Origin of the sequence: Phaeobacter sp. A36a-5a (assembly GCF_037911135.1) — a bacterium.
Taxonomy (GTDB): Bacteria; Pseudomonadota; Alphaproteobacteria; order Rhodobacterales; family Rhodobacteraceae; genus Phaeobacter; species Phaeobacter bryozoorum.
Genome location: NZ_JBBLYU010000004.1, coordinates 263,377 through 286,615, shown reverse-complemented (window position 1 = coordinate 286,615; position 23,239 = coordinate 263,377). Strand labels below are relative to the sequence as shown.

Sequence of the window (23,239 nt, the reverse complement as noted above, 5' to 3'; positions counted from 1 at the left end):
GAGAAAAATAATATTTATTCCTGATGGTGTCGCGCCGACCGTCCGCCGATCGGATGCGGTGCGGATCGACCATGTGGAGGGCAGGATATCTTGACCAGAGCAGCACAGAGACGGCGCGCAATTCTGCGCTGGGGGCAGGGGCTTGCCGGTTTTGCCATCGTGTCGACGCTGACCTTTCTCGGGCTTCTGGCGATCACGTTTTTCATTGGCCGTGTGGTGCCGATTGATCCGGTTCTGTCCGTGGTCGGCGACCGCGCCACACAGGACCAATATGACGCGGCGCGGGTTGCCATGGGGCTGGACCGGCCGCTGGTGATCCAGTTCCTATCCTATGTGGGCGATGTGTTTCAGGGCGATCTGGGGCGTTCCGTCTCCACCAACCGGCCCGTCGTGTCCGACCTCGCGCGGGTGTTTCCCGCCACGCTGGAGATGGCCACGCTGGGCATACTGATTGGTGTGATGATGGGCGTGCCCATGGGCGTCTGGGCCGCCGCCCGACAGGGCACCTGGGTCGATCAGATCATCCGCGTCTTTGCGCTGCTGGGCTATTCGGTGCCCGCCTTCTGGCTGGGGCTGGTTGGTCTGGCGGTGTTTTATGCGGGTCTGGGCTGGGTCGCGGGACCGGGGCGGGTCGATATCTTCTATGATGGGCTGATCGAGCCGGTCACCGGCCTGCTGCTAGTGGACAGTCTGCTGGTCGGCGACACCGAGGTGTTCTGGAACGCGCTCTCGCATCTGGTGCTGCCTGCGGCCATCCTCGGGTTTTTCAGCCTCGCCTATATCGCGCGTATGACCCGCAGCTTCATGCTGGACCAGCTCAGTCAGGAGTTCATCACCACCGCCCGCGTCAAAGGCGTGCCGGAATGGAAAGTGATCTGGGTGCATGGGTTCAAACCGATCCGGGTGCCGCTGATCACCGTAATCGGCCTCTCCTATGCCGCTCTGCTGGAAGGGTCGGTGATGATTGAGACGGTGTTCAGCTGGCCCGGCATCGGCAATTACCTCACCGTGGCGCTGCTCAATGCGGATATGAATGCCGTGCTTGGCTCGACGCTGGTGATTGGCGCGGTCTTCATCTTCATCAACAAGATCTCGGATGTGCTGTACCGGGTTCTTGATCCAAGGAGCCTGTGATGCTGAGCCGCGACTGGTTGCTGGACGACTCCCCCACCACACGGACCCAGGCCACCGCAGGGCGCGCCTATCGCATGATCCTTGCGCTGATGCGCAACCCGCTGGCGGTGCTGGGGGCACTGATCATCACGATCCTCATTCTTGCAGCCGCGCTGGCGCCCTGGATCGCGCCGCATAGCCCGGTGGGGCAGGACCTGTCCTCCCGTCTGTTGCCGCCCTCCTGGGCCAATTGGATGGGCACGGATGAGCTGGGGCGCGATATCTTCTCCCGCGTGGTTTACGGCGCGCGCATCACGCTGATGATCGTGGCGCTGGTGGCGGTGATCTCGGCGCCGCTGGGGCTGATCATCGGGGCGATTTCGGGCTACTTCGGCGGCTGGATCGACCGGATCCTGATGGGGATAACGGACGTCTTCCTGTCGATGCCCAAGCTGATCCTGGCGCTGGCCTTTGTTGCCGCCTTGGGGCCGGGGATCGAAAACGCGATCATCGCCATCGCGATCACCGCATGGCCTGCCTATGCCCGCATCGCACGGGCCGAAACGCTGACCTTCCGCAACGCTGAATTCATCGCCGCGACGCGCCTGCTGGGGGCCTCGCACAGCCGGGTCATCCTGCACCACGTGCTGCCGCTCTGTACCTCCTCGATGATCGTGCGGGTGACGCTGGATATGGCCGGGATCATCCTGACGGCAGCGGGTCTTGGGTTTCTGGGTCTGGGCGCGCAGCCGCCGCTGCCGGAATGGGGCGCGATGATCTCGCGCGGGCGGGTGTTCATTCTGGACCAATGGTGGGTGGCGACCATGCCCGGCATTGCCATCATCGTTGTCAGCCTCGGCTTCTGTTTTCTTGGTGACGGGTTGCGCGATGTGCTGGACCCCAAACAGGGGGGCAAGTCATGAGCCAATCCACGTCCACACCCCTGCTGGAGGTCGACAACCTCCGCGTCAGCTTCCCGACACCCCAGGGGCGGGTAGAGGTGGTCAAGGGGCTGAGCTTCACATTGGGCCGCGAACGCCTCGGTATCGTCGGCGAGAGCGGATCGGGCAAATCCATGACCGGCCGTGCGATCCTGCGGCTGATCCGCCGCCCGGGCCAGATGACGGCGGACCGGCTGGCGCTGGAGGGGCAGGAGCTGCAAACACTCAGCGAACGCCAGATGCGCAATATCCGCGGCGCGCGGATTTCAATGATCATGCAGGATCCGAAATTCTCGCTCAATCCGGTGATGACCATCGGCGCACAGATCGCCGAGGCGCTGGATGTCCACGAACGTCTCAGCCGCCGCGACACCCGCGCCCGCGTGCTGGAGATGCTGGAGGCGGTGCGCATCAACGACCCCGAACTGGTGGCGCAGATGTATCCGCATCAGGTCTCGGGCGGCATGGGGCAGCGGGTGATGATCGCGATGATGCTGATCCCGCGCCCGGATCTGCTGATCGCGGATGAACCGACCTCGGCGCTGGATGTCTCGGTACAGGCGCAGGTGCTGGATCTGATTGACGATCTGGTGCGGGACAAGGGCATGGGCTTGATCCTGATCAGCCATGATCTCAATCTGGTGGCGCGCTATTGCGACCGGATCATGGTGATGAATGCAGGCCGCGTGGTCGAAAGCTGCGCCGCTGCCGATCTGCACAAGGCCAGCCACCCCTATACCCAAGGTCTGCTGGCAGCGGTGCCCCGGATGAAGGAAACCCGCGACACGCTGCCTGTGCTCGACCGGTCAAGCTGGAGTGGCACATGACAGCGATATCTCTGAGAAACCTCGATATTTCCTACGGCGACACGAGGGTGGTGCAGGGCGTCACCCTGGATGTGGCCGAGGGGGAGAGCTTTGCGCTGGTCGGCGAAAGCGGATCTGGCAAATCCACCGTGCTGAAGGCGATTGCCGGGCTTGCGCCTGACTGGACCGGCGAGATCTCGGTTCTGGGTCAGCCGCGCAGCCACGGGATTGATCGCGCGTTTTCGCGAAGCTGCCAGATGGTGTTTCAGGATCCCTACGGCTCATTGCACCCGCGCAAACCGGTCGACTGGGTGCTCCGGGAGCCCCTGCGGGTGCATGGCATCGGCGCGCGCGACGCCCGCGTGGCAGAGATACTGGCCGCTGTCGGCCTCGACCAGCGGTTCCGCTTTCGCTATCCGCATCAACTGTCCGGTGGGCAGCGCCAGCGGGTCGCGATTGCGCGGGCGCTGATGCTGGAGCCCAAGGTGATGCTCCTGGATGAGCCGACCTCGGCGCTGGATGTTTCGGTGCAGGCGGAGATCCTGAACCTGCTGAAGGCGCTGCGCCATGCGCAGGGGCTGACCTATCTGATGGTCACCCATAACCTGCCGGTTGTCAGCTTCATGTGTGACCGTATGGCGGTGATGAACAAGGGGCGCATTGTCGAGATCGCCCCGGCAGAGGCGCTGCATGACGGCGCCTTTCGCGATCCCTATACTCAGGCGCTCTATGCCGCCAGCGGTGGCGCGGAGCTGACCGTGTGACAGCTGCTGGACTGACCATCAATCAGGACAGCAGACCCGACCCCATGCCAAAGGACAGACCCGATGCCCGACGATAACATGCGCAGCCGCCGAACAGACGATGCCTCCGCCGAGGCGCTGCGCCATTTCACCAACGCGCTGGCCGCCGCCACAACGGCCGAGGCTGCGTACGATGCACTCTGCGCGCTGACCAAGGCCACCGTTGGGGCAAAGCTGTTCACAGTGATGACGGTGGATATGGGCGCGATGCTGGCCTGTCGCACCTATACCGACGACAGTGTGAATTACCCGACCTCCGGCACCAAACCGATCGAGATGAACAGCTGGTTCGATATCGTCCACGGTCAGCACCGCAGTTTCGTTGCGAATACGCTGGAAGAGATCGACGCGGTGTTTCCCGACGCCGAGCTGATCGGCGCGCTGGGCTGTGGCGCGGTGATCAACCTGCCGGTTCTGCTGGAGGGGGAACTGGCCGCGACCATCAATATCCTGCACGAGCCGGGGTACTACACGCAGGCGCGGGTTGCGCAGGCGAAAGAGCTGTTGACGCTGCCCGCCATGGCAACGCTGTCGATTGCGCGACAGCTCTGATCGCCGCTGAAGGCCGAGGCGGTCCTGCCCGCCGACCCGCAGGCTCTCATGGATAGACAACACAGAGAGCCGCGCGGCGGCCGACTCTCTCTTGTCGGCGGTATGATGCGCGCGGCGCCGAGAGGTCCCCGCCCGGATCTGCCTCCCTGCACCGGGCTGGACGTCGGGCTTGACGCCGGGCTGCCCGGGATCGCTGCCGTCAGTCTTCGAGGCTGTCCTCGCGTTTTTCGTCAATCAGGCCGCGTTCCTCTTCCTTGCGCTTCTGGAAACGTGTGCCATAGCCTTCGATCTCCTCATCGGAGATGATCTCCTTGGCCCGGGTAAACACCTCGTTTTCCTCTTCCTCCATGTGGTGTTCGTAGTCGTGCTTCAGCTGCTGGAACTTGCTCATCCACAGGTCGGAGGACATTTTCATCACGTTGAGCTCTTCCATCAGATCGTCGAGCTGCTGGTGCTCATGCACGGAATGGCGGGCCGCATCCTGACCCCAGGTCTGGCTGATCAGCTTTGAGTAGAAGGTTTCTTCCTCGGCGGCGGCGTGGCTTTTCACATCCTCGTAGAAGCGTTTCCAGAGGGCGCCGCGTGCCTCAACCTTGCTGTCCTCGATCGAGGCGAGCAACTCGCGGTGGGCGTCGTGGTCCTGTTTGATGGCGTCATAGATGGATGGCATAGCGGCTCTCCGATTGATTGACCTATCTGGGCTGAGCCTCCCCGCCAGGGCTCTGGCCGCCGGGAGACAGGGGAAGAACGCCGCAGCCGGGCGGAGTGTTCCCGCAGACCGCAATATTATGCGCAGGATCCGGGTCGCGACCCATGGCCGGTGCAATTAGGTCAGGATCAGCATTGCCATGTGAGGCTGATATGACCCTTGAGACGACGCTTGCCCTGCTCGTGTTTCTGTTCCCGCTGGCCTATAGCCCGGGACCGGGCAATCTGTTCTTTGCCGCCAACGGCGCGCGATTTGGGATGCGCGCCACGATCCCGGCCACGGCCGGCTATCACATCGCCACGGCGCTGGTGACCCTCTTGATCGGATCCAGCGCCCTGCTGGCTCAGGCGGTCTCGCAGGAGGCGTTTCGATGGCTGACGCTGGCCGGGGCGGCCTATGTCCTGTGGCTGGCCTGGGGCATGTGGGGCGCCGACGGGGCGGCCTCAGGGGCACAGGCGCGACCGGCGCGCTTTGGTGATGGTGTGGTGTTGCTGCTGCTGAACCCGAAGGCCTATGTGATCATTGCGGTGATGTTCAGCCAGTTTCTGGCGCCCGCTGATCCTGCGCGCACCGCCGATGATGCAGCGTCCCTTCTTTTTTCGGGACAGCTGGGGCTGGTCATGATCATCACGCTGATCTTCACGCTGAACAATCTGGTGGCGTTTTCGATCTGGACATGGATCGGCGAGGGGCTTGCACGATGGATCTTCCGCGATGATCGGGCGCGCCGGATGAACCGGGGGTTTGCCCTGCTGCTGGCGGCTGTCGGCCTCTGGATGCTGTTGATCTGACTGCTAATCCGACGGGGCCTGTCTTGCCCGCGGCGGATTTCGACCGATCGCCCGATCAACAAAGCAGCGTAAAAAACGTGAGAGGATCCTGCCCGCGCCCGCAGGGGTGGAACATTTTTGCATCGGTGACGTTGGGTCTGTGAGCGAGCACGGAGCCCATTATGTTGGAAAGTGATCTGAGTACCGAGGCGGGTTTTGCCTCTCCCCTTGACGGCCGGTCGGCGGGACGCGCGGATGCGCAGGACGCTGTGAAATCGCTGCCGCAGATGTCTGGGGCCCCCACCGCCGCCGATGATCGCAAGGTCGGCGTCGAGATCGAGTTCGGTGGCCTCTCCGCCGCCGAGGCGCAGGGCATCGTCCAGCGCGAACTTGGCGGCGACATCCATGCGCAGGATGACACCGACGGCCCGAAACCGCACGTCAAGAACACCCGGCTGGGCGATGTCGAGGTCTATCTGGACAGCCGCTACCGGACCGAAGTCCACGGGCTGGGCAAGGCGCTGTTCTCCCTCGCAGAGCCGCTAATCCCTGTTGAAATCGTGACCCCGCCGCTGGCGCAATCGCAGCTGCCGCAGCTGGACCGGCTGTGTTCAAAACTGGCAGAGGCGGGGGCCACGGGCACCCAGGACGGTGTGCTGAACGGCTTTGGCGTACATCTGAATGTCGAAGTAGCGGATATGACGGCGGATCACATCGTCCCGGTGCTTACCGCCTTTGCTCTGCTGGATCCGGTGCTGCGCCGCAGCCCGGGCATCGACGTGTCGCGCCGGGTGCAGCCCTTTATCGCGCCCTATCCGGCGGCGCTGATTGATGCCCTCTGTGAGCACCCGCCAAAGACGATGGAGGCGCTCTGCGACCTCTATCTCGACCATGCGGCGGATAGAAACCACGCGCTGGATCTGCTGCCACTGCTGGCCGATTACGCGCCCGATCGCGTGCGCGCCGCGCTGGGCGAGGATGACAAAACCGCCGCCCGTCCGGCCTATCACTACCGCCTGCCGGATTGCCGTCTGGGGCAGCCGGGGTGGTCCATCAGCCAGGAATGGAACCGCTGGGCCGAGCTGGAACAGATCGCCCGCGACGGCCGGCTCGACCAGCTGATCAAGGCCTGGCGGAGCCGCCCGCGCAGCGAACAGCTGCTGAACCGCGAATGGGCCAAACACGCGGCCGACGTCCTGAACACCGCAGCACGAGGAGACGCCGCATGAAACCGGTTATTGCAGTCACCGTCTCGCGCCGCAGCGGCTGGCGGATCTTTCCGCTGATGGCCCTGAACATCTGGCTGGCCGGTGGCCGCGCCGTGCGCTGGCAAAGCGGCCGCGCCGCCGATCTGGCGCAGGTGGATGGTGTGGTCATCGGTGGCGGAGACGACATTGCCCCAACGCTCTACAAGGGGCAGATCATGCCGGAGGTCCGTCTGGACGCCGAGCGCGACGCGCTTGAGGCTGATATCGTGCGGCAGGCAACCCAACGGGATGTTCCGCTTCTGGGGATCTGTCGCGGGGCGCAGATGCTGAATGTGGCGCGCGGGGGCGAGCTCCATCAGGATGCCTATGCCTTTTACGGGTTGGAAAACTATAAGACAGTGCTCCCCCGCAAGAAGGTCACGATCACCAACAACAGCACACTGCGGCGTATCCTCGGGGTGCCTGAGCTGAAGGTCAACGCGCTGCACAGCCAGTCGGTCAGCAGCCTCGGGCAGGGGCTGCGCGTCACCGGGCGCGATCAGTCCGGCATGGTGCAGGCGATCGAGGATCCGGGCCGTCGGTTTGCAGTCGGGGTGCAGTGGCATCCTGAGCATCTGTTCTACCAGCCCGCCCATCTGAACCTCTTTCGCGCGCTGGTCGAGGCGGCGAGATCCAAACGCGACGACCCGGTCGAAGCGCTGGACATGGTCGGCTGATCCGCCCTGACACGTTCCCCCGAGGCTTTGCAGTCTGAACGAAAAAAACGCCCGGAACACTCCGGGCGTTTTCTATGGTCTAGGGGCAGCATGTCGCCCGAACACGCCGATGCGTGATCAGCCGATAATGCCGTTCAGCGTGGCGCTGGGGCGCATGACGGCGGCGGTTTTCACCGGATCGGTGTGGAAATAGCCGCCCAGATCAACCGCCTTGCCCTGAACCTCGGCCAGCTCCGACAGGATCTGCTCTTCCTTGGCCGCCAGCTCTGCGGCGATGGGCGCGAAATGCGCGGCCAGTTCGGCGTCATCCCCCTGCGCGGCCAGCGCTTCGGCCCAGTAGCGGGCAAACCAGTAGTGGCTGGCGCGGTTGTCCGGCTCACCCACCTTGCGCGAGGGCGAGCGGTTGTGATCCAGAATGCCCTGCGTCGCCGCCTCGGCAGCGGCACCCAGTACGCCAGCCTTGGCGTTGCCCTTGCTGTCGGCGAGGAAGTTCAGCGATTCACCCAGAGCACAGAATTCGCCCATCGAGTCCCAGCGCAGGTGGTTTTCTTCAACCAGCTGCTGCACGTGCTTGGGCGCAGAGCCGCCGGCCCCGGTTTCAAACAACCCGCCACCGTTCATCAGCTTCACGATCGACAGCATCTTGGCCGAGGTGCCCAGCTCCAGGATCGGGAACAGGTCGGTCAGATAGTCGCGCAGCACGTTGCCGGTGATGGCGATGCTGTCCTTGCCTGCGGTGATGGTTTCAAGGCTCTGGCGGGTGGCTTCGCGCGGTGCCATGATCTGGAACTTATCGGCCACGCCAGCTGCGTTCAGCACGGGCTGCACGTATTTGATCAGCTCGGCGTCATGGGCGCGGTTGGCGTCCAGCCAGAAAATCGCCTCGGAACCGGTCAGCCGCTGACGGTCCATCGCCAGCTGGATCCAGTTTTCGATCGGGGCCTTTTTCACGGTGCAGGCGCGCCAGATATCACCGGCCTCGACCTCGTGCGAATGCAGCGTCTCGCCATTTGCCAGCACGATACGGATGGTGCCATCTGCGGCCGCTTCGAAGGTGGTCGGGTGCGAGCCGTATTCCTCTGCCTTCTGCGCCATCAGACCGACGTTGGCGACGGAGCCTGCGGTGGTCACGTCGAGCGCGCCGTTGGCTTTGAAGAAATTGATGCTCTCGTCATAGACGGTGGAATAGCAGCGGTCGGGGATCACGCAGTTGGTGTCGCCCTTGTTGCCCGCTTCGTCCCAGCCCTTGCCGCCGGCACGGATCACCGCAGGCATGGAGGCGTCAATGATCACATCGGAGGGCACATGCAGGTTGGTGATGCCCTTGTCGCTGTCCACCATATACATGGACGGACGGTCCAGCGCGGCGATCTCTGCCTTGATCGCATCGCCATTGGGCAGGCCGTCGATGGTTGCCAGAACCGCACCAAGGCCCGAGTTCGCCGAGCCGCCAGCCGCTTCGATTTCAGCGCCGAATTTGTCCCAGACCGGACCCAGCCATGCCTTCACCGCGTGGCCAAAGATGATCGGGTCGGAGACCTTCATCATGGTGGCTTTCATGTGCAGCGAGAACATGGTGCCATCGGATTTGGTGTCTTCAATCGCATCCGTCAGGAAGGACGACAGCGCCTTGGCCGACATGAAGGTTGCATCGGCAACGGTGCCCTCTTCCAGCGGCCAGCTGTCCTTCAGCACGGTAACGGCGCCGTCCTTGCCGACAAACTCGATCTTCGCGGTCCCGGCCTGCGCGGCGGAAATGGTGGCGGAGACTTCGTTGGCGTAGAAATCATTGCCCGGCATCGAGGAGACTTTGGTCTTGCTGTCAGCGGACCATTTGCCCATCGAATGCGGGTTGTTCTGGGCAAAGTTCTTCACTGCGCGGGCAGCGCGACGGTCCGAGTTGCCTTCGCGCAGCACCGGGTTCACAGCCGAGCCCTTGATGGTGTCATAGCGCGCGCGGATCTCTTTTTGCGCATCGGTCACCGGGTCCGCCGGATAGTCGGGGATGTCGAACCCCTGCGCCTGCAACTCGGCAATCGCGGCGGTCAGCTGCGGCACCGAGGCGGAGATATTCGGCAGCTTGATGACATTGGCTTCGGGGGTCTTCACCAGTTCGCCCAGTTCGGCCAGATCGTTGCTCTGACGCTGGGTGTCGCTCAGCGCTTCGGGGAAGGTCGCAAGGATGCGGCCCGCCAGCGAAATGTCCTTGGTCCCGACGGAGACGCCCGCCGCATTCGCAAAGCTGCGGATGATCGGCAACAGAGAGGCGCTGGCCAGCTCGGGGGCTTCGTCTACGATGGTATACAAAATGTCGGGGGTCGAATTTTCTGCCATATTCCACAACCTTTTTTCAGCGATATCGGAAACTTGGGTGAGCGGTCGGCGCTGCACCTGATGGACGGGGTGCTGCTGCCCGGTGAGGATGCGGCGGGCGGTCATCTTGGGTCAGAACTGGTCTGACAGACCGGCAGCCCGCAAGGACAACAGCCATTCATATGGCCCCCGTGTAAATCAGGTCGCGCGCGGGTGCAATTGCCGGCATGGGCTTTGTGAGGCGCAGATTGCCGCGCTTTTGAGATTATTGGCGCGTTTTGGCGCCATTGGCCTCGATTCTATGCGATTGCGACAGGCAGGGGCGGGTCACATGCGCGACTCGGTCGCGCTCAGCTGCGCCAGCGCAGCAGGTGGCGTTCGATCAGCCCGATCAGGCTGCTGACCAGCACCCCCAGCACCGACAGGATCGCCACACCGGCAAACAGCCGCTCCAGATCATAGAGCGACCCGGCCTCCAGAATATACGCACCAATGCCATGCTCCGCCCCCAGCATTTCAGCGGCCACCAGCAGGATGATGGCAATCGCCAGGCTGATGCGCAGGCCGGACAGGATACCGGGCATCGCCCCCGGCAGCACGATCTTGCGGACAATCGACAGCCACGACAGGTTGAAACTCTGCCCCATGCGGATCAGCGAGCGGTCGACATTGTCCACCGCGCCATAGGTGGCCACGACGGTGGGCGTAAAGGTGCCAAAGGCGATCAGCGCATATTTGGACCCTTCATCAATGCCGAACCAGATCACAAACAGCGGCAAAAGCGCGATCTTCGGGATCGGAAATAGCGCCGCCACCAAGGGCACCAGCCCCGCGCGCACATAGGAAAACAGCCCGATCATCAGCCCGACGCCAATACCGACGCTGGCCCCCAAGGCCGCGCCCACGATCAATCGCGACAGCGAGACGCTGACGTGGGTCCACAGCAGGCCGGTGGCATAGAGCTCCTGCAACGTCGCCAGCACATCGCTGGGGCGCGGCAGGGTGAGGTTGGAAATCCAGCCCTGGCGGGTGCCAAGTTCGGCCAGAAGCAACAGCAGCACAAAGACCAGCCCGCCCACCCAGCGCCCGCCGCGGGGGGCGAAGCCGCCGCCGCGAAACTGAACCGGGCGGATCGTCGGTGTTGCGGGGGTGCCCGCCGTCTTGCCGGGCTGCGCCCCGGCCAATTGGGTGTCAGACATTCATCAGCTCCGCATCCGCCGCCCGCGCCTCGTCACGCATCAGCTGCCACAGGTATTTCTGTTTCTGTTCAAGCTCAGCATCGCCAAACTCGCGCTCGGCCAGCGGCGTGTCCAGTTCCACGATCTCGCGGATCTGGCCAGGACGGCGGGACAAGACCACGATGGCATGACCCAGCCGCACCGCCTCGGCCAGATTATGGGTCACATAGACGGCGGTGAAGGGCGTGCGCGTCCACAGCGCGACCAGATCATCCATCAGCAGTTCGCGGGTCTGGCTGTCCAGCGCCGACAGAGGCTCATCCATCAGCATCACTGCCGGGTTCACGGCAAGCGCCCGTGCTATTGCCACCCGCTGTTTCATCCCGCCCGACAGCTGCTTGGGCAGCGCCTCGGCAAAATCACTCAGCTTGGTGCGCGCCAGAACATCGTCAATGATCCGTGCCGCTGCCGCGCCGCGAATGCCGTGATCCTCCAGCACCAGGCTGATATTGCCCCGGACCGTGCGCCATGGCAGCAGGGCAAAATCCTGAAACACATAAGTCAGCGGATTAAGACTGCCCTCGGGCGGCTGCCCCACCTGCAGGACCTCGCCTTGGCTAGGGCGTTCCAACCCGCCGATGAACCGCAGGAGGGTGGATTTGCCACAGCCGGAGGGGCCGACGATACAGACGATCTTGCCGCTGGGGAACTCCAGCGTGATGTCCCGTAGGACCGGGATGTCGTCATAGGCATGGCCCACCCCGGACAGGCGAATATCCATAGTCTTGCTCCACGCATGAGAGGGCCGGGGCAGGCCGCCCCGGCGCTGGTGCCGGTCTGGGTCACCGGCACAGTCAGTTGTGCGTCACCGGTCCGGTGATCAGCCGATGGTGTCGACGTAGCTGGAGTCGATGATCGTCTCCAGCGTGATATCCGCATCCACCAGCTTTTCGGCCTGGAACCATGCCAGCTGATCCGCCAGCGATCTGGTGTTCATCGCCGCCCCTTCGTTCAGACGCATGGTGCCATTGATGATCGACTTGGCGGCTTTCTCGCGGGGGCGATCTGCGTAGACATATTTGTGGATCAGATCGACCATCTGGTCGACGCCTGCATCACCGCTGGCCCGGTCGATCATGGTGGCGTTGTAATCGGAGACACCGCGGCTGTAGGCGCTCAGGAAATCGCGGGTCATCTGCTGCTCACCGCTGGCATTGCTGGCCGAGGTGAACACCGTCGTCACCTGATAGTCGGGCAGATAGTCCGCCACATCACCGATGATATGCACAGCGCCCGATCCTGCCAGCGGCTTGGCGATATGAGGCACGATCGACCAGGCATCAATCTGCCCTGATTTCAGCGCGCCGATGATCGCACCGACCTTTTGCAGCGGCTTGAAGGACAGCGAGACACCTTCCTTCTGCGCCATCCGCGACCCCATATAGTGGAACGAGGAACCGGCGGTGGTCATGCCAAAGCTCTTGCCGTCCAGCGCCGCCGGGCTGGTGATCCCGGCCTGATAGGCGGCGTCGGAGACCAGAATCTTCTGCCCGTCGATACCCGGCTCCTCCGACAAGGCGCCACCGATCACCTTGATTGCACCGCGATCGGCCAGCGAGATCAGCCCGCCCGACATCGCGGTGATCGCATAATCCACATCGCCCGAGGCAATCGCCACCGACATCGGCGAGGCCGCCTGGAAAAACCGCAGCTCCACGTCAAGGCCCGCATCAGCGAAATATCCGCGCTCCTGCGCGATGAAGCTGGCTGAATGGCTGGTAAAGCGCAGCGCCCCCAGCACGATCTTGCGATTGCTTGCCAGCGCCGGTGTCGCCAGCCCCGCAGCTGCGGCAGCACCGCCAAGTGCTGCAAGCGTGCGGCGGCGTGTCCAATTGGTCATCTCTCAAATCCTCCCTCTTATGTTGGTGTCCCATCGGGTCCGTCAGGCCCGCTGATATCTAGTCTCGGTTTCCGGCGCACGTTGACCGCAGCCCGTTGTTAGCCGCCCATATCGCCGGTCACATAGATCTCCAGCGCCGCAATGGCGGCCTCGGTATTGCGGGCCAGCACAGCCTCGACCAGCACCTGCTGCTGTCGCGCGCGGGTGGCGAAATCGAGCCGCCCCTCGCGCAGTTGCGCCAGTCGGAACCGGCGGGACTGATCGTAGAATTTCAGCTGCATATCCGACAGCCGGGGCGATTGCGCGGCCTCCACCAGCACCGCGGCAAAGTTCCGGCAGGCCATGTCCCAATCCAGCGCCAGCGCGTCATTGGCCTCCTCAACCAGCGCTTCCTCGGTGCGGCGCAGCGCGTGATGCGCCGCCAGAACCCGGCCCTCCCACTGGACGTTGCCGCGCTCCAGCCCCATCCTCAGGCCCAGCCGTTCCACCTCCAGTCGCATGAACAGAATGTCCCGCAGATCATCCTCGGTCGCCGAGGTGACGCGAAAACCGCGCTGGGCGGTGGCCTCCACCAGCCCCTCGGCGCTGAGCATCCGTAGGGTCTCGCGCATCGAATGGTTGGAGCCGCCATAGCTCTGGCGCAGCGCTTCGATCTTCAGCTTCTGGTCCGGTCGCAGCACGCCAAAGGAAATATCCCGCCGCAGCGCTGCCGCCAGCACGGCGACAACCGTATCTTCCTCCGAGCGGGGGCGCCGACCAAACATGCTTTGATCCCTATTTTGGAAAATCTCCAATATTTTTGCCGGGCGATTGCGGGTCTGTCAATCCTTCTGCCCGCCGCGTGGCTGCCCGACGCCAGCCTGCCGACCGCCCGGCACCTGCCCTGAGCCGGCCGTGCAGACCCGCGTTGACGCCCCGGCGCGGCTCTGTCACTTCTGCACGTCACTCACCTGTGAAGCCCACCATCAGAGGACCCATTCCGCATGACCAGCCTGCGCCTGCTGCACACCTCCGATCTGCACCTGGGCAAACGCTTTGGCCAGTTCGATGAGGAAACCCGCGCCGCGCTGCAACAGGCCCGGCAGGGGATCCTGCCCCGGCTGGCGCAGACGGCGGCAGAGCAGGGCGCGGAACATGTGCTGATTGCGGGGGATCTCTTTGACACCGAAACCCCCTCGGCGCGGGTGATCCGGCAGGCGCTGGCCGCGATGGCCGCCGCCGAGCCGGTGCAGTGGTGGATCATCCCCGGCAATCACGACAGCGGCGCGGCCGAGCCGCTCTGGGCGGAGATGGCGCGCCATGCGCCGGACAATGTCCATCTGCTGATGCAGCCCGACCCGGTCGAGATGGCTCCCGGTGCCACGCTGTTGCCCGCCCCCTGTCAGCATCGTTTTGCCGGTCAGGATCGCACCATCTGGATGGAGAGCGCCGAGACGCCCGAGGGCCACCTGCGCATCGGGCTGGCCCATGGCGCAGTGCTCGATTTCGACCGCGACCAGAACGGTGCCGAGACCATCGCCACCACCCGCGCCAGCAGCGCGCGGCTGGATTATCTGGCGCTTGGCGACTGGCATGGCGATTTTACCCTCAATGCCCATAGCCGCTATCCCGGCACGCCGGAACGGGACCGCTTCAAACATCCGGGCCGCGGCAGCTGCCTGCTGGTGGATCTGCCGGGGCCGGGTCAGCCACCACAGCTGCGCCAGATCGAGATCGGCCAGTACCACTGGCAGGAGCTGGCGCTGGACCTGGCTCCGGGGCAGGATATCACCGCCCTGATCAGGGCCGCGCTGCCCGCCGACCCGCCGGACTGGCCCGACTGTCTGATCCGCCTGCGCGCGCGGGGCTGGGTCACCGCCGATCAGCATATGCAGCTGCGGCGTTTCGTGGCCGAGCAGGCCCCGGCCTTCTGCCATCTCAGCCTCGACGAGGAGGCGCTGCGGATCGAACACCGGGCCGAGGATCTGGACCAGATCGCCACCGCCGGCGCGCTGCGGGTCGCCGCCGAAACCCTGATGGCGGAAAGCCGGAACAGCACGCTGGCGCAGGACGACCGCGACGTGGCCGCAGCGGCGCTGAACCGGCTTTATGCGGCGGTGCAGGAGGGCGCGGAATGAAGCTGACGGCCGTTCGCCTGACCAATGTGCGCCGCTTTGTCGATCCGGTTGAAATCACCGGCATCGGCCCCGGTCTCAACCTGCTGAGCGCGCCTAATGAACAGGGTAAATCCACCATCTTCGACGCGCTTCAGGCGCTGTTTTTCAAGGATGCGAAATCCTGGGACAAGGACGTGCGCGCGCTGGCTCCCTATGCCGGCGGCGACCCGGAGGTGGAGGTCGAGCTGACCCATCAGGGCAGCCACTACCGCATCGCCAAGACCTTTACCAAAGCCTCCGGCAAGGGCACCGCGCGGATCTGGCGGGAGGGCGCGCTGCTGCATCAGGCCGATGCCGCCGAGGCCTGGCTGCGCGACCTCATTGCACCGCCAAAGGACGGCCCGGTGGGGATGCTCTGGCTGCGACAGGGGCTGACCGATTTTGCCGATGCCAAGGACACGCTGGAGGCGCGACGCGATCTGATGTCTTCGCTCAGCGGCGAGGTCGAGGCGGTGACCGGCGGTCAGCAGATGGAGAGCCTGCGCCGCCGCCTGCGCGCCGATCTGGACCGGATGGTGACCAGTCGCGGTGCCCGCAAGGGCGGCCCGCTGGCCGAGGCCGAGGCCCGCGTGGCGACGCTGGCTGAACAGCGCGACACTCTGGCAGGGCAGGTCGCGGATCTGCGCCAGCTGCTGGACCAGCGCCAGCTCCTGCGCCGCGAACAGGCCGATCTCTCGGCACCACAGGAAACCGCAGCCCGCCAGTCCCGGCTGAAAGCTGCCGAAGCCGCACTGGTCGCCGCCAAGCGGCACCGAGAGCAATGCGAACAGGCTCGCCGCGCGCTTGATCTGGCGCTGTCGCGCCGCGACGGGCAGGCGGCGCGGATCGAAACCCAGACGGCGCGCCTCGCGGATCATGCCCGCGCCAGCAAGGCGCTGACGCAGGCAACGGAGCGGCGGGAGGACGCCGCCCGCACCGCCGAACAGGCCGCCGTACAGTTGAACTCCGCCGAACTCGCCGCCGCCAAGGCGCGCGATGCCGTTGCCGCGATCCGCAAATCCATCGCCGCCGCCCTGCGCGCCGAGGCTGTGCAGCAGGCTCAATTGCGCCGTGCCGAGCTGACCGAGCGTCTGTCCCAGTTCGATGCGCTAGAGGCAGATCTGGTGGGCGATCGCCAGCTGGCCAAGGAGGCTGTCACAGCCGCCGCGATGGCCCGGCTGGAAGATCTGGCACAGTCGGTTGCTCTGGCCCGCCACGCCCGCGCCGCCTCCGCTGCCGCACTCAGCGTTGCCTATCTGCCCGGCGCCGAGGCGCGGCTGAGCCTTGACGGTGAACCGCTGCACGAGGGGGCAGAGGTGGCCCTGCCCGATGGCGGCAGGCTGGAGATACCGGGCCTTGCCACCGTGACCCTGCATCCCGCGCGCGGCAGCGATAGCGGCGCATTGTCCGAGGCCGAAACCGCCCTGGCGCGGGCTCTGGCCGACCAGGGTTTCGAAACGCTGGAACAGGCCCGCAGGGCGCATCATGCCCGCAGTGCCGCAACGGCCCGCCTGAAAGAGGGCGAGGCCACCCAGCGAGCGCTTGCGCCGGAGGGGCGCGAAGCGCTGGTCGCGGCGATCGCAGCCTTGCCGGTTGGGTCGGATGGGCAGGCCGATGCGGAGGGCGAGGCCCTGCCGGACCGGGCCGACCTGGACGCGGCGCAGGCCGGGGCTGAGGCTGGCGAACTGGCCGCAGATGCCACACTTGCACAGCGCCGCACCGAGGAGGCCGCCGCTCAGAAAGAGGCCCATGGCGCGCTGGCCCATGCCGAGGCTGCCGAGGCCGAGCTGGCCCGCGCCACCGTGGCGCTGGGAGATGCCGAGGCGGCCACGGCAGAGCTGGCAACCCTCCGCTCCGGGCTGCCCGCGCTGGAGCAGGCCGTGGCCGAGGCCCGCGCCGAAGAGGCCCGCCTGACCGCCGAGGCCCCGGATCTGGAACAGGCTCAGGCGGCCTGCCAGCGTGCCCGTTCGGTGGTCGAGACGGCGCAGGCTCGCCTGCAGGCGCTGGCGCGCGATCTGGCGGTTCTGGACGCGCGTGTCAGCGCCCATGCCAGCCACGCGGTGGAGGAAGAACTGGCCGAGGTCACCGATCAGCTGGCGGTTGCCGAAACCACGCTGGCGGCGCTGCATTTCGAAGTGGCCACCCTGCGCCGTCTGGATCAGGCGCTGGAAGCCGCGCAGGCAGGCGCGCAGGCGCAATATCTGGGGCCGTTGATGGCCGAGCTGACGCCGCTGCTGCGTAGGCTCTGGCCGGAGGCACAGGTGCAGGTTGATGCCGACAGCGTGCTGCCCAGCCAGCTGGCGCGCGGCGCCGCAGAGGAGCAGCTGACCCAGCTCTCCGGTGGCACACAGGAACAATTGGCGCTGATGGTGCGGCTGGCCTTTGCCCGGCTCCTGGCGAAATCCGGGCGCGGCATCCCGGTCATTCTGGATGATGCGCTGGCCTATACCGACGATGCCCGCATCGAGGCGCTGTTTGACGCGCTGACACTACAGGCCAATGATCTGCAAATTCTGGTGTTTTCCTGCCGTCAGAAGAGCTTTCGCGAACTGGGCGGCACCAGCCTTGCGATCCGCCCCGCCGACCGCCGCGACTGACGGGCTGATGGCTCAGTCGCGCAGCTCATCCGGGGCCACCCCCCACAGCTTTTCCTTGGGCGCCCAGCCGCGATAGCCACCGGCGGAGATTGAACACCAGCTGATGTCGCATTTGCCCAGCCGCGCCACCACGCCGAGCTCAAAGGCGGCGGTCACAGGGGCGTTGGGGTCCGGGCGGGCATGGACCGTCAGCATGTCCTCTTCGATCAGCACGGTGCGTGACCCTGACAGCAGCGCATAATGAACCCAGCCGCCGGCCCCGTCGCGATCACGCACGCGGCGCCAGTGCCCGTATTCGGCGGTGATCTCCAGCGGCATCCCGCGCCGCTTGAACACCCAGTCGATCTTATGCGTCAACGACGGACCCCGGCGCACGTTGCCCTCGGCAGCCTTCATCGACACGAACCGGGGCAGGGGCAGGTTGGTCACCGGCCCGCGTTCGTCACGGGCATGGCCGGGGGCAGGGGCCACCGCACCGGTCACGCCAATCAGGATCATGCCGACCACGGCCAGCCGGGACCGCAGATATGATGCCGAAATTTTCACTGCCTGCTCGCTTCTTATTGTCGCTGCCTGTTACCTGCCTGACCAATCCAAAAGCGCTGCGTTTTTTTGCCGACCTGCCCCTGATCTGATGTCCGGGTGCCGATCATCTGGAAAAAGAAAGCCGCGTCAGAGAGGCCGGAGGGCGGGATGGGTTCTTGTGCCTGCCCGCGTCCTGCGCCACGATGCCATGAGGCCAGAGAGATTGCAAAGCCGAGGGAGAGCAGCAGTGGCAAGAGAACGTCTGAGTGTTGTCGTTACGCGACGGTTGCCGGAGCCGGTCGAAACCCGGTTGAGCGAATTGTTCGATGTGCGTCTGCGCGAGGACGACACGCCGATGACCCGCGCCGAGCTGGCCACCGCGATGAAGGACGCCGATGTGCTGGTTCCAACCGTGACCGACACCATAGATGCCGCCTTGCTGGCGCAGGCCGGTGAGCGTCTGAAACTGATCGCCAACTATGGCGCGGGGGTCGATCACATTGATGTGGCCACTGCGCGCCAGCGGGGAGTTCTGGTGTCCAACACGCCCGGCGTGCTGACCGATGATACCGCCGATATGGCAATGGCGCTGATCATGGCGGTGACCCGCCGAATCCCCGAAGGGCTTGCGATCATGCAGAAAGGCGACTGGCAGGGCTGGTCGCCCACCGCCCTGCTCGGCGGGCGGCTGGCCGGGCGGCGTCTGGGCATTCTGGGCATGGGCAGCATCGGGCAGGCGGTGGCCAAACGGGCCGCGGCCTTTGGTATGCAGGTCCATTACCACAACCGCCGACGCCTGCGCCCGGAGATCGAAGAGCGCTTTGAAGCCACCTATTGGGAGAGCCTCGATCAGATGGTGGCCCGCATGGATGTGCTGTCGATCAACTGCCCCTCGACGCCCTCGACCTTTCATCTGATGAACGCACGGCGGCTGAAACTGATGAAGCCCGATGCGGTGATCGTGAACACCTCGCGCGGGGAAGTGATCGACGAACACGCGCTGACCCGTATGTTGCGCTCCGGTGAAATCGCCGGCGCCGGTCTCGACGTCTATGAACATGGCACTGACATCAACCCGCGATTGCGCGAGTTGGAAAACGTCGTGCTGCTGCCGCATATGGGCTCCGCCACGCTTGAGGGACGTCTGGAGATGGGCGAGAAAGTTCTGCTGAATATCAAGACATTCGAGGACGGCCATCGACCACCAGATCAGGTTGTCCCCTCCATGCTGTAGGGATATCAGGAAGGAAATATGTCCACCTGCAACTATCGGGGTGGATCAACGTTCTTAATGAAGTTCAGCTATTGGAATAGTGTTCCGGTTTATCTTTTAGTTTCGGAACATTATCCCCATGTCAATATGTCGCGGACGCACAGGCATCTGTGCGCCGATGGCGGTATCTCAGCATTGCCGGGTTGCTCTGTGAAATGCCAGCATGCGCAGAAGATCACCACAGACGAGAGGAGAGGGACGATGAAACGAACACTGATTGCAGGGGTTTGGATCACGACGTTGGGCGCTGCCCTGCCGCTTATGGCGCAGGAAGCGGCGGATGCCGTGGCGCCAGAGGGCGCGGCAGAAACCGCCGATGCCGGCTTTGCGGCCATCAGCGCCGATGTCGCCGCGGCCCTTGAGGCCAAATCCGCAGGCACCCCGGTCGAGTCCGAGAACTGGATGATTGCCGCTGCCAACCCCCATGCGGTGGCTGCCGGTGCCGAGGTGCTGCGCGCAGGCGGCACCGCTGCCGATGCCATGGTTGCGGTGCAGACCGTGCTGGGGCTGGTTGAGCCGCAATCCTCCGGTCTGGGCGGTGGCGCGTTCCTGGTCTGGTATGATGCGGCCAGCGGCGAGGTCACGACATTGGACGGGCGCGAAACCGCGCCACTGGCAGCGACGCCGACCCTGTTTCAGGACGACGCGGGCGAGCCGCTGAAATTCTACGATGCCGTGGTCGGGGGCCGGTCCGTGGGCACACCGGGCACGCCTGCCTTGCTGGAGGCGGCGCATCGTCGCTGGGGCCGTGCCGCCTGGCCGGGCCTGTTCACCGCCGCGATTGATCTGGCCGAAGAGGGCTTTGCCGTCTCCCCCCGGTTGGCCGGCCTGATCGAAAATGACGCCGACCGGCTGTCGCGCTGGTCGGATACCGCCGATTACTTCCTGCCCGGCGGCACGCCGCTGGCGGTGGGCAGCACGCTGAAGAATCCGGCCTATGCCGATACCCTGCGCCGCCTCGCGGATGAGGGCGCGCGCGGTTTCTACACCGGCCCGGTGGCCGAGGCGATCACCAATGCGGTGCGCAACGCCGAGGGCAACCCCGGCGTGCTGTCGGCGATGGATCTGGCACTCTATCAGGTAAAGGAGCGCCCCGCGGTCTGCGTCACCTACCGCGCGTTCGAAGCCTGCGGCATGGGGCCGCCGTCATCCGGGGCGCTGACCGTCGGGCAGATCCTCGGCATGTTGGGCAACTATGACCTGGCGGAACTGGGCGCCGACAACCCGCAGTCCTGGCGCCTGATCGGCGATGCCTCGCGCCTCGCCTTTGCCGATCGCGGCCGCTACATGGCCGACAGCGATTACGTGCCGGTGCCCACGCAGGGTCTGGTGGCGCCGGATTACCTCGCGACCCGCGCAACCCTGCTTGAGGGCGATGCCGCCCTGCCCGCGGTGAACGCAGGCGCGCCGGAGTTCGATCACGCGCTGCTGCTGGCCGATGATGAGTCGATTGAGCTGCCCTCGACCTCCCATATCTCCATCGTCGACCAGTATGGCAACGTTCTGTCGATGACCACGACCATTGAAAACGGCTTTGGCTCGCGGCTGATGGCGGCTGGGTTCCTGCTGAATAACGAGCTCACCGATTTCTCCTTCCGCACCCACAGCGACGGCGTGCCGATTGCCAACCGGCTGGAACCGGGCAAGCGCCCACGCTCCTCGATGGCGCCCACCATCGTGCTGAAGGACGGCAAGCCCGCTCTGGCCATCGGCTCCCCCGGCGGCAGCCGCATCATCGGCTATGTCGCCAAGACCATCGTCGCCTGGGCGGATTGGGGCATGGATGTGCAGCAGGCCGTGGCACTGCCCCATGCGGTGAACCGCTTTGGCACCTATGATGTCGAGGCCGGCACCAGCGCCGAGGAGATGGCCCAGCCGCTGATGGATATGGGGTTTGAGGTCAACGCCCGCGATCTGACCTCCGGCCTGCATGCCATCGAGATCGGTGACGGGCTGAAAGGCGGCGCAGATCCGCGCCGCGAAGGCATCGCGCTGGGGGGCTGATCGGCTCTCCGGGCCTCAGCTCAGGGCCGCACACTGCGCGCCCGCTCCGGACACCGGGGCGGGCGTTGTCTTTTGCGGATAATCCCGCACCTACCCTGTTCTGGGTATTGTCCGGGCCCGCGCGCCGACCTTAGGTTGACAGGTGACAGGTTCGGGCGTCAGCCCCGGCCGCTGAACGGGGGAGACTGAACCATGGTGCAAGCCACAAGACTGCCGCGCAACGGCGCCGGGATTGCCGCCGTCATTGACGCGTTGAAGGCGCGCTTTGGCACACAGCTACAGACCGGGCAGGCGATCCGCGAACAGCACGGCCACACCACCACCTGGATCAGCAATCAGGCGCCGGATGCGGTCGTCTTTCCCACCTCCACCGCCGAGGTGGCCGAGATCGTAAAGATCTGCGCGGACCACGGCGTGCCGGTTATCCCCTATGGCACCGGCACCTCGCTTGAGGGGCACGTAAACGCCCCCGCCGGGGGCATCTGCATCGACATGATGCGGATGGATCAGATCCTTGCTGTCCATGCCGAGGATCTGGATGTGGTGGTGCAGCCCGGCGTCACCCGCGAACAGCTCAACACCTATCTGCGCGATCAGGGCCTGTTCTTTCCCATTGATCCCGGCGCCAATGCCTCGCTCGGCGGTATGGCCGCAACGCGCGCCTCGGGCACCAACGCAGTGCGCTATGGCACCATGAAGGACAATGTGCTGGCGCTTGAGGCGGTGATGGCCGACGGCGGGGTGATCCGCACCGCTCAGCGCGCCAGGAAATCCTCGGCCGGCTATGACATGACACGGCTTCTGGTTGGCTCCGAAGGCACGCTGGGTCTGATCACCGAACTCACCCTGCGTCTGCAGGGCATCCCGGAGGCGATCCGCTCGGCCCGCTGCGCCTTTCGCAGCGTCGATGATGCCTGTCGTGCGGTGATGATGACCATCCAATACGGCATTCCCGTCGCCCGCATCGAACTGCTGGATGCGCTCAGCGTGCAGGCGGCCAATGCCTATTCCGGTCTCGACCTGCCGGAAATGCCGCTGCTGTTGCTGGAATTCCACGGCTCCGAGGCCGGTGTGGTTGAGCAGAGCGACATGTTTGCCTCCATCGCCGAGGAGTACGGCGGCTTTGACATCGCGGCCACCTCAACGGCGGAGGACCGCAGCAAGCTCTGGCAGGCGCGCCACGATATGTACTGGGCCTGCCTGCAGCTGCGCCCCGGTGCCAAGGGGATCTCCACCGATGTCTGCGTGCCAATCTCGAAACTGGCGGAATGTGTCAGCGCTGCGCGCTCAAAGGCCGAAGAGATGGGGCTTCTGGCACCGATGGTGGGCCATGTCGGCGACGGCAATTTCCACGCGCTGTTGCTGATAGATATGGACAGCGCAGAAGAACGCGAAAAAGCCGATGCCTATGTGGGCTGGCTCAATGAGCTGGCGATCTCGATGGAGGGTACCTGCACCGGCGAACATGGCATCGGACAGGGCAAACGCCCCTATCTGACGCAGGAACTTGGCGAGACCACCCGCTATATGGCTGCGATCAAGGCGGCGCTGGACCCGGAAAATATCCTCAATCCCGGCAAGATACTGGAGATCTGAGGACCGCCCGCCGCCGCCACCGCGCCGGGCTGGCGGCGGAATTTGAGTATTTGGAGAAAGGTGACGGGATGGACCTCGCTCTGTCACCTTTCCTGAAATA

Annotated in this window: 20 protein-coding genes; 13 read left to right on the top strand and 7 right to left on the bottom strand. The window is 64.9% G+C overall.

Annotated features, from left to right (window positions below):
• Nucleotides 1-90 precede the first annotated feature (90 nt).
• The 5 genes from WLQ66_RS16875 to WLQ66_RS16855 all read left to right on the top strand — a co-directional run bounded on the left by WLQ66_RS16875 (nucleotide 91) and on the right by WLQ66_RS16855 (nucleotide 4,215).
• Complete coding sequence (locus WLQ66_RS16875; protein ID WP_340547491.1) at nucleotides 91-1,134, top strand: ABC transporter permease; 1,044 nt, start codon at nucleotides 91-93, stop codon at nucleotides 1,132-1,134.
• Nucleotides 1,134-2,036, top strand: a complete 903-nt coding sequence (locus WLQ66_RS16870; protein ID WP_340547490.1) for an ABC transporter permease — start codon at nucleotides 1,134-1,136, stop codon at nucleotides 2,034-2,036. Before WLQ66_RS16875 ends, WLQ66_RS16870 begins: the two co-directional genes overlap by 1 nt.
• The gene (locus WLQ66_RS16865; RefSeq protein WP_340547489.1) at nucleotides 2,033-2,881 is read left to right on the top strand and encodes an ABC transporter ATP-binding protein; all 849 of its coding nucleotides are present in this window, start codon (nucleotides 2,033-2,035) and stop codon (nucleotides 2,879-2,881) included. Before WLQ66_RS16870 ends, WLQ66_RS16865 begins: the two co-directional genes overlap by 4 nt.
• The gene (locus WLQ66_RS16860) at nucleotides 2,878-3,624 is read left to right on the top strand and encodes an ABC transporter ATP-binding protein (protein WP_340547488.1); all 747 of its coding nucleotides are present in this window, start codon (nucleotides 2,878-2,880) and stop codon (nucleotides 3,622-3,624) included. Before WLQ66_RS16865 ends, WLQ66_RS16860 begins: the two co-directional genes overlap by 4 nt.
• Before the next feature lie 63 nt (nucleotides 3,625-3,687).
• A complete protein-coding gene (locus tag WLQ66_RS16855) occupies nucleotides 3,688-4,215 on the top strand; it encodes a GAF domain-containing protein (protein ID WP_340547487.1) in 528 nt (175 codons plus the stop codon).
• Nucleotides 4,216-4,414: 199 nt separating this feature from the next.
• Here WLQ66_RS16855 and WLQ66_RS16850 read toward each other — a convergent pair whose 3' ends face one another.
• Nucleotides 4,415-4,885, bottom strand: a complete 471-nt coding sequence (locus tag WLQ66_RS16850) for a hemerythrin domain-containing protein (protein WP_340547486.1) — start codon at nucleotides 4,883-4,885, stop codon at nucleotides 4,415-4,417.
• Nucleotides 4,886-5,076: 191 nt separating this feature from the next.
• Between WLQ66_RS16850 and WLQ66_RS16845 the strand changes: the two genes are divergently transcribed.
• From WLQ66_RS16845 to WLQ66_RS16835, 3 genes are all read left to right on the top strand, one after another.
• On the top strand, nucleotides 5,077-5,715 hold the full coding sequence (locus tag WLQ66_RS16845) for a LysE family translocator (protein WP_340547485.1): 639 nt from the start codon (nucleotides 5,077-5,079) through the stop codon (nucleotides 5,713-5,715).
• A gap of 161 nt (nucleotides 5,716-5,876) precedes the next feature.
• Nucleotides 5,877-6,923: an amidoligase family protein gene (locus tag WLQ66_RS16840; protein ID WP_340547484.1), complete on the top strand. Its 1,047-nt coding sequence runs from the start codon at nucleotides 5,877-5,879 to the stop codon at nucleotides 6,921-6,923.
• Nucleotides 6,920-7,618 (top strand): gamma-glutamyl-gamma-aminobutyrate hydrolase family protein, encoded by a 699-nt coding sequence (locus WLQ66_RS16835; RefSeq protein WP_340547483.1) that lies wholly within the window; start codon nucleotides 6,920-6,922, stop codon nucleotides 7,616-7,618. Before WLQ66_RS16840 ends, WLQ66_RS16835 begins: the two co-directional genes overlap by 4 nt.
• A 117-nt stretch (nucleotides 7,619-7,735) precedes the next feature.
• Here WLQ66_RS16835 and WLQ66_RS16830 read toward each other — a convergent pair whose 3' ends face one another.
• From WLQ66_RS16830 to WLQ66_RS16810, 5 genes are all read right to left on the bottom strand, one after another.
• The gene (locus WLQ66_RS16830) at nucleotides 7,736-9,952 is read right to left on the bottom strand and encodes an NADP-dependent isocitrate dehydrogenase (RefSeq protein WP_340547482.1); all 2,217 of its coding nucleotides are present in this window, start codon (nucleotides 9,950-9,952) and stop codon (nucleotides 7,736-7,738) included.
• Nucleotides 9,953-10,281: 329 nt separating this feature from the next.
• Nucleotides 10,282-11,130 carry an ABC transporter permease gene (locus WLQ66_RS16825; RefSeq protein WP_340547481.1) on the bottom strand — a complete coding sequence of 283 codons (849 nt, stop codon included), beginning with the start codon at nucleotides 11,128-11,130 and terminating at the stop codon, nucleotides 10,282-10,284.
• Nucleotides 11,123-11,890, bottom strand: coding sequence for an ABC transporter ATP-binding protein (locus WLQ66_RS16820; protein ID WP_340547480.1), 768 nt, complete (start codon nucleotides 11,888-11,890; stop codon nucleotides 11,123-11,125). Before WLQ66_RS16820 ends, WLQ66_RS16825 begins: the two co-directional genes overlap by 8 nt.
• Nucleotides 11,891-11,989: 99 nt before the next feature.
• The gene (locus WLQ66_RS16815; RefSeq protein WP_340547479.1) at nucleotides 11,990-13,009 is read right to left on the bottom strand and encodes an ABC transporter substrate-binding protein; all 1,020 of its coding nucleotides are present in this window, start codon (nucleotides 13,007-13,009) and stop codon (nucleotides 11,990-11,992) included.
• A 98-nt stretch (nucleotides 13,010-13,107) separates the two neighbouring features.
• Nucleotides 13,108-13,773, bottom strand: coding sequence for a GntR family transcriptional regulator (locus tag WLQ66_RS16810; RefSeq protein WP_340547478.1), 666 nt, complete (start codon nucleotides 13,771-13,773; stop codon nucleotides 13,108-13,110).
• Nucleotides 13,774-13,992: 219 nt separating this feature from the next.
• On the opposite strand from WLQ66_RS16810, the gene WLQ66_RS16805 reads away from it, so the two are divergent.
• Nucleotides 13,993-15,126 carry a metallophosphoesterase family protein gene (locus WLQ66_RS16805; RefSeq protein ID WP_340547477.1) on the top strand — a complete coding sequence of 378 codons (1,134 nt, stop codon included), beginning with the start codon at nucleotides 13,993-13,995 and terminating at the stop codon, nucleotides 15,124-15,126.
• Nucleotides 15,123-17,741, top strand: a complete 2,619-nt coding sequence (locus WLQ66_RS16800; protein WP_340547476.1) for an AAA family ATPase — start codon at nucleotides 15,123-15,125, stop codon at nucleotides 17,739-17,741. Before WLQ66_RS16805 ends, WLQ66_RS16800 begins: the two co-directional genes overlap by 4 nt.
• A 12-nt stretch (nucleotides 17,742-17,753) precedes the next feature.
• Here the strand turns inward: WLQ66_RS16800 and WLQ66_RS16795 are convergent, their stop codons facing one another.
• Nucleotides 17,754-18,239, bottom strand: a complete 486-nt coding sequence (locus WLQ66_RS16795) for an SH3 domain-containing protein (RefSeq protein WP_340547537.1) — start codon at nucleotides 18,237-18,239, stop codon at nucleotides 17,754-17,756.
• Nucleotides 18,240-18,513: 274 nt separating this feature from the next.
• On the opposite strand from WLQ66_RS16795, the gene WLQ66_RS16790 reads away from it, so the two are divergent.
• The 3 genes from WLQ66_RS16790 to WLQ66_RS16780 all read left to right on the top strand — a co-directional run bounded on the left by WLQ66_RS16790 (nucleotide 18,514) and on the right by WLQ66_RS16780 (nucleotide 23,139).
• Entirely contained in the window at nucleotides 18,514-19,500 is a 987-nt protein-coding gene (locus WLQ66_RS16790) for a 2-hydroxyacid dehydrogenase (RefSeq protein ID WP_340547475.1), read from the top strand.
• A gap of 240 nt (nucleotides 19,501-19,740) precedes the next feature.
• Nucleotides 19,741-21,543: a gamma-glutamyltransferase gene (gene ggt / locus WLQ66_RS16785; protein ID WP_340547474.1), complete on the top strand. Its 1,803-nt coding sequence runs from the start codon at nucleotides 19,741-19,743 to the stop codon at nucleotides 21,541-21,543.
• A gap of 192 nt (nucleotides 21,544-21,735) precedes the next feature.
• A complete protein-coding gene (locus tag WLQ66_RS16780; RefSeq protein WP_340547473.1) occupies nucleotides 21,736-23,139 on the top strand; it encodes an FAD-binding oxidoreductase in 1,404 nt (467 codons plus the stop codon).
• Nucleotides 23,140-23,239: the final 100 nt, after the last annotated feature.

Excerpts from the sequence above, each read along its gene's own strand:
- WLQ66_RS16800 (WP_340547476.1), top strand. The coding sequence starts at position 15,123 with ATGAAGCTGACGGCCGTTCGCCTGACCAATGTGCGCCGCTTTGTCGAT.
- WLQ66_RS16845 (WP_340547485.1), top strand. The coding sequence starts at position 5,077 with ATGACCCTTGAGACGACGCTTGCCCTGCTCGTGTTTCTGTTCCCGCTG.
- WLQ66_RS16825 (WP_340547481.1), bottom strand. The coding sequence starts at position 11,130 with ATGTCTGACACCCAATTGGCCGGGGCGCAGCCCGGCAAGACGGCGGGC.
- WLQ66_RS16855 (WP_340547487.1), top strand. The coding sequence starts at position 3,688 with ATGCCCGACGATAACATGCGCAGCCGCCGAACAGACGATGCCTCCGCC.
- WLQ66_RS16815 (WP_340547479.1), bottom strand. The coding sequence starts at position 13,009 with ATGACCAATTGGACACGCCGCCGCACGCTTGCAGCACTTGGCGGTGCT.
- WLQ66_RS16820 (WP_340547480.1), bottom strand. The coding sequence starts at position 11,890 with ATGGATATTCGCCTGTCCGGGGTGGGCCATGCCTATGACGACATCCCG.
- WLQ66_RS16835 (WP_340547483.1), top strand. The coding sequence starts at position 6,920 with ATGAAACCGGTTATTGCAGTCACCGTCTCGCGCCGCAGCGGCTGGCGG.
- WLQ66_RS16850 (WP_340547486.1), bottom strand. The coding sequence starts at position 4,885 with ATGCCATCCATCTATGACGCCATCAAACAGGACCACGACGCCCACCGC.
- WLQ66_RS16865 (WP_340547489.1), top strand. The coding sequence starts at position 2,033 with ATGAGCCAATCCACGTCCACACCCCTGCTGGAGGTCGACAACCTCCGC.
- WLQ66_RS16805 (WP_340547477.1), top strand. The coding sequence starts at position 13,993 with ATGACCAGCCTGCGCCTGCTGCACACCTCCGATCTGCACCTGGGCAAA.
- WLQ66_RS16810 (WP_340547478.1), bottom strand. The coding sequence starts at position 13,773 with ATGTTTGGTCGGCGCCCCCGCTCGGAGGAAGATACGGTTGTCGCCGTG.
- WLQ66_RS16830 (WP_340547482.1), bottom strand. The coding sequence starts at position 9,952 with ATGGCAGAAAATTCGACCCCCGACATTTTGTATACCATCGTAGACGAA.
- WLQ66_RS16780 (WP_340547473.1), top strand. The coding sequence starts at position 21,736 with ATGGTGCAAGCCACAAGACTGCCGCGCAACGGCGCCGGGATTGCCGCC.
- WLQ66_RS16795 (WP_340547537.1), bottom strand. The coding sequence starts at position 18,239 with ATGATCCTGATTGGCGTGACCGGTGCGGTGGCCCCTGCCCCCGGCCAT.
- ggt (WP_340547474.1), top strand. The coding sequence starts at position 19,741 with ATGAAACGAACACTGATTGCAGGGGTTTGGATCACGACGTTGGGCGCT.
- WLQ66_RS16860 (WP_340547488.1), top strand. The coding sequence starts at position 2,878 with ATGACAGCGATATCTCTGAGAAACCTCGATATTTCCTACGGCGACACG.
- WLQ66_RS16840 (WP_340547484.1), top strand. The coding sequence starts at position 5,877 with ATGTTGGAAAGTGATCTGAGTACCGAGGCGGGTTTTGCCTCTCCCCTT.
- WLQ66_RS16870 (WP_340547490.1), top strand. The coding sequence starts at position 1,134 with ATGCTGAGCCGCGACTGGTTGCTGGACGACTCCCCCACCACACGGACC.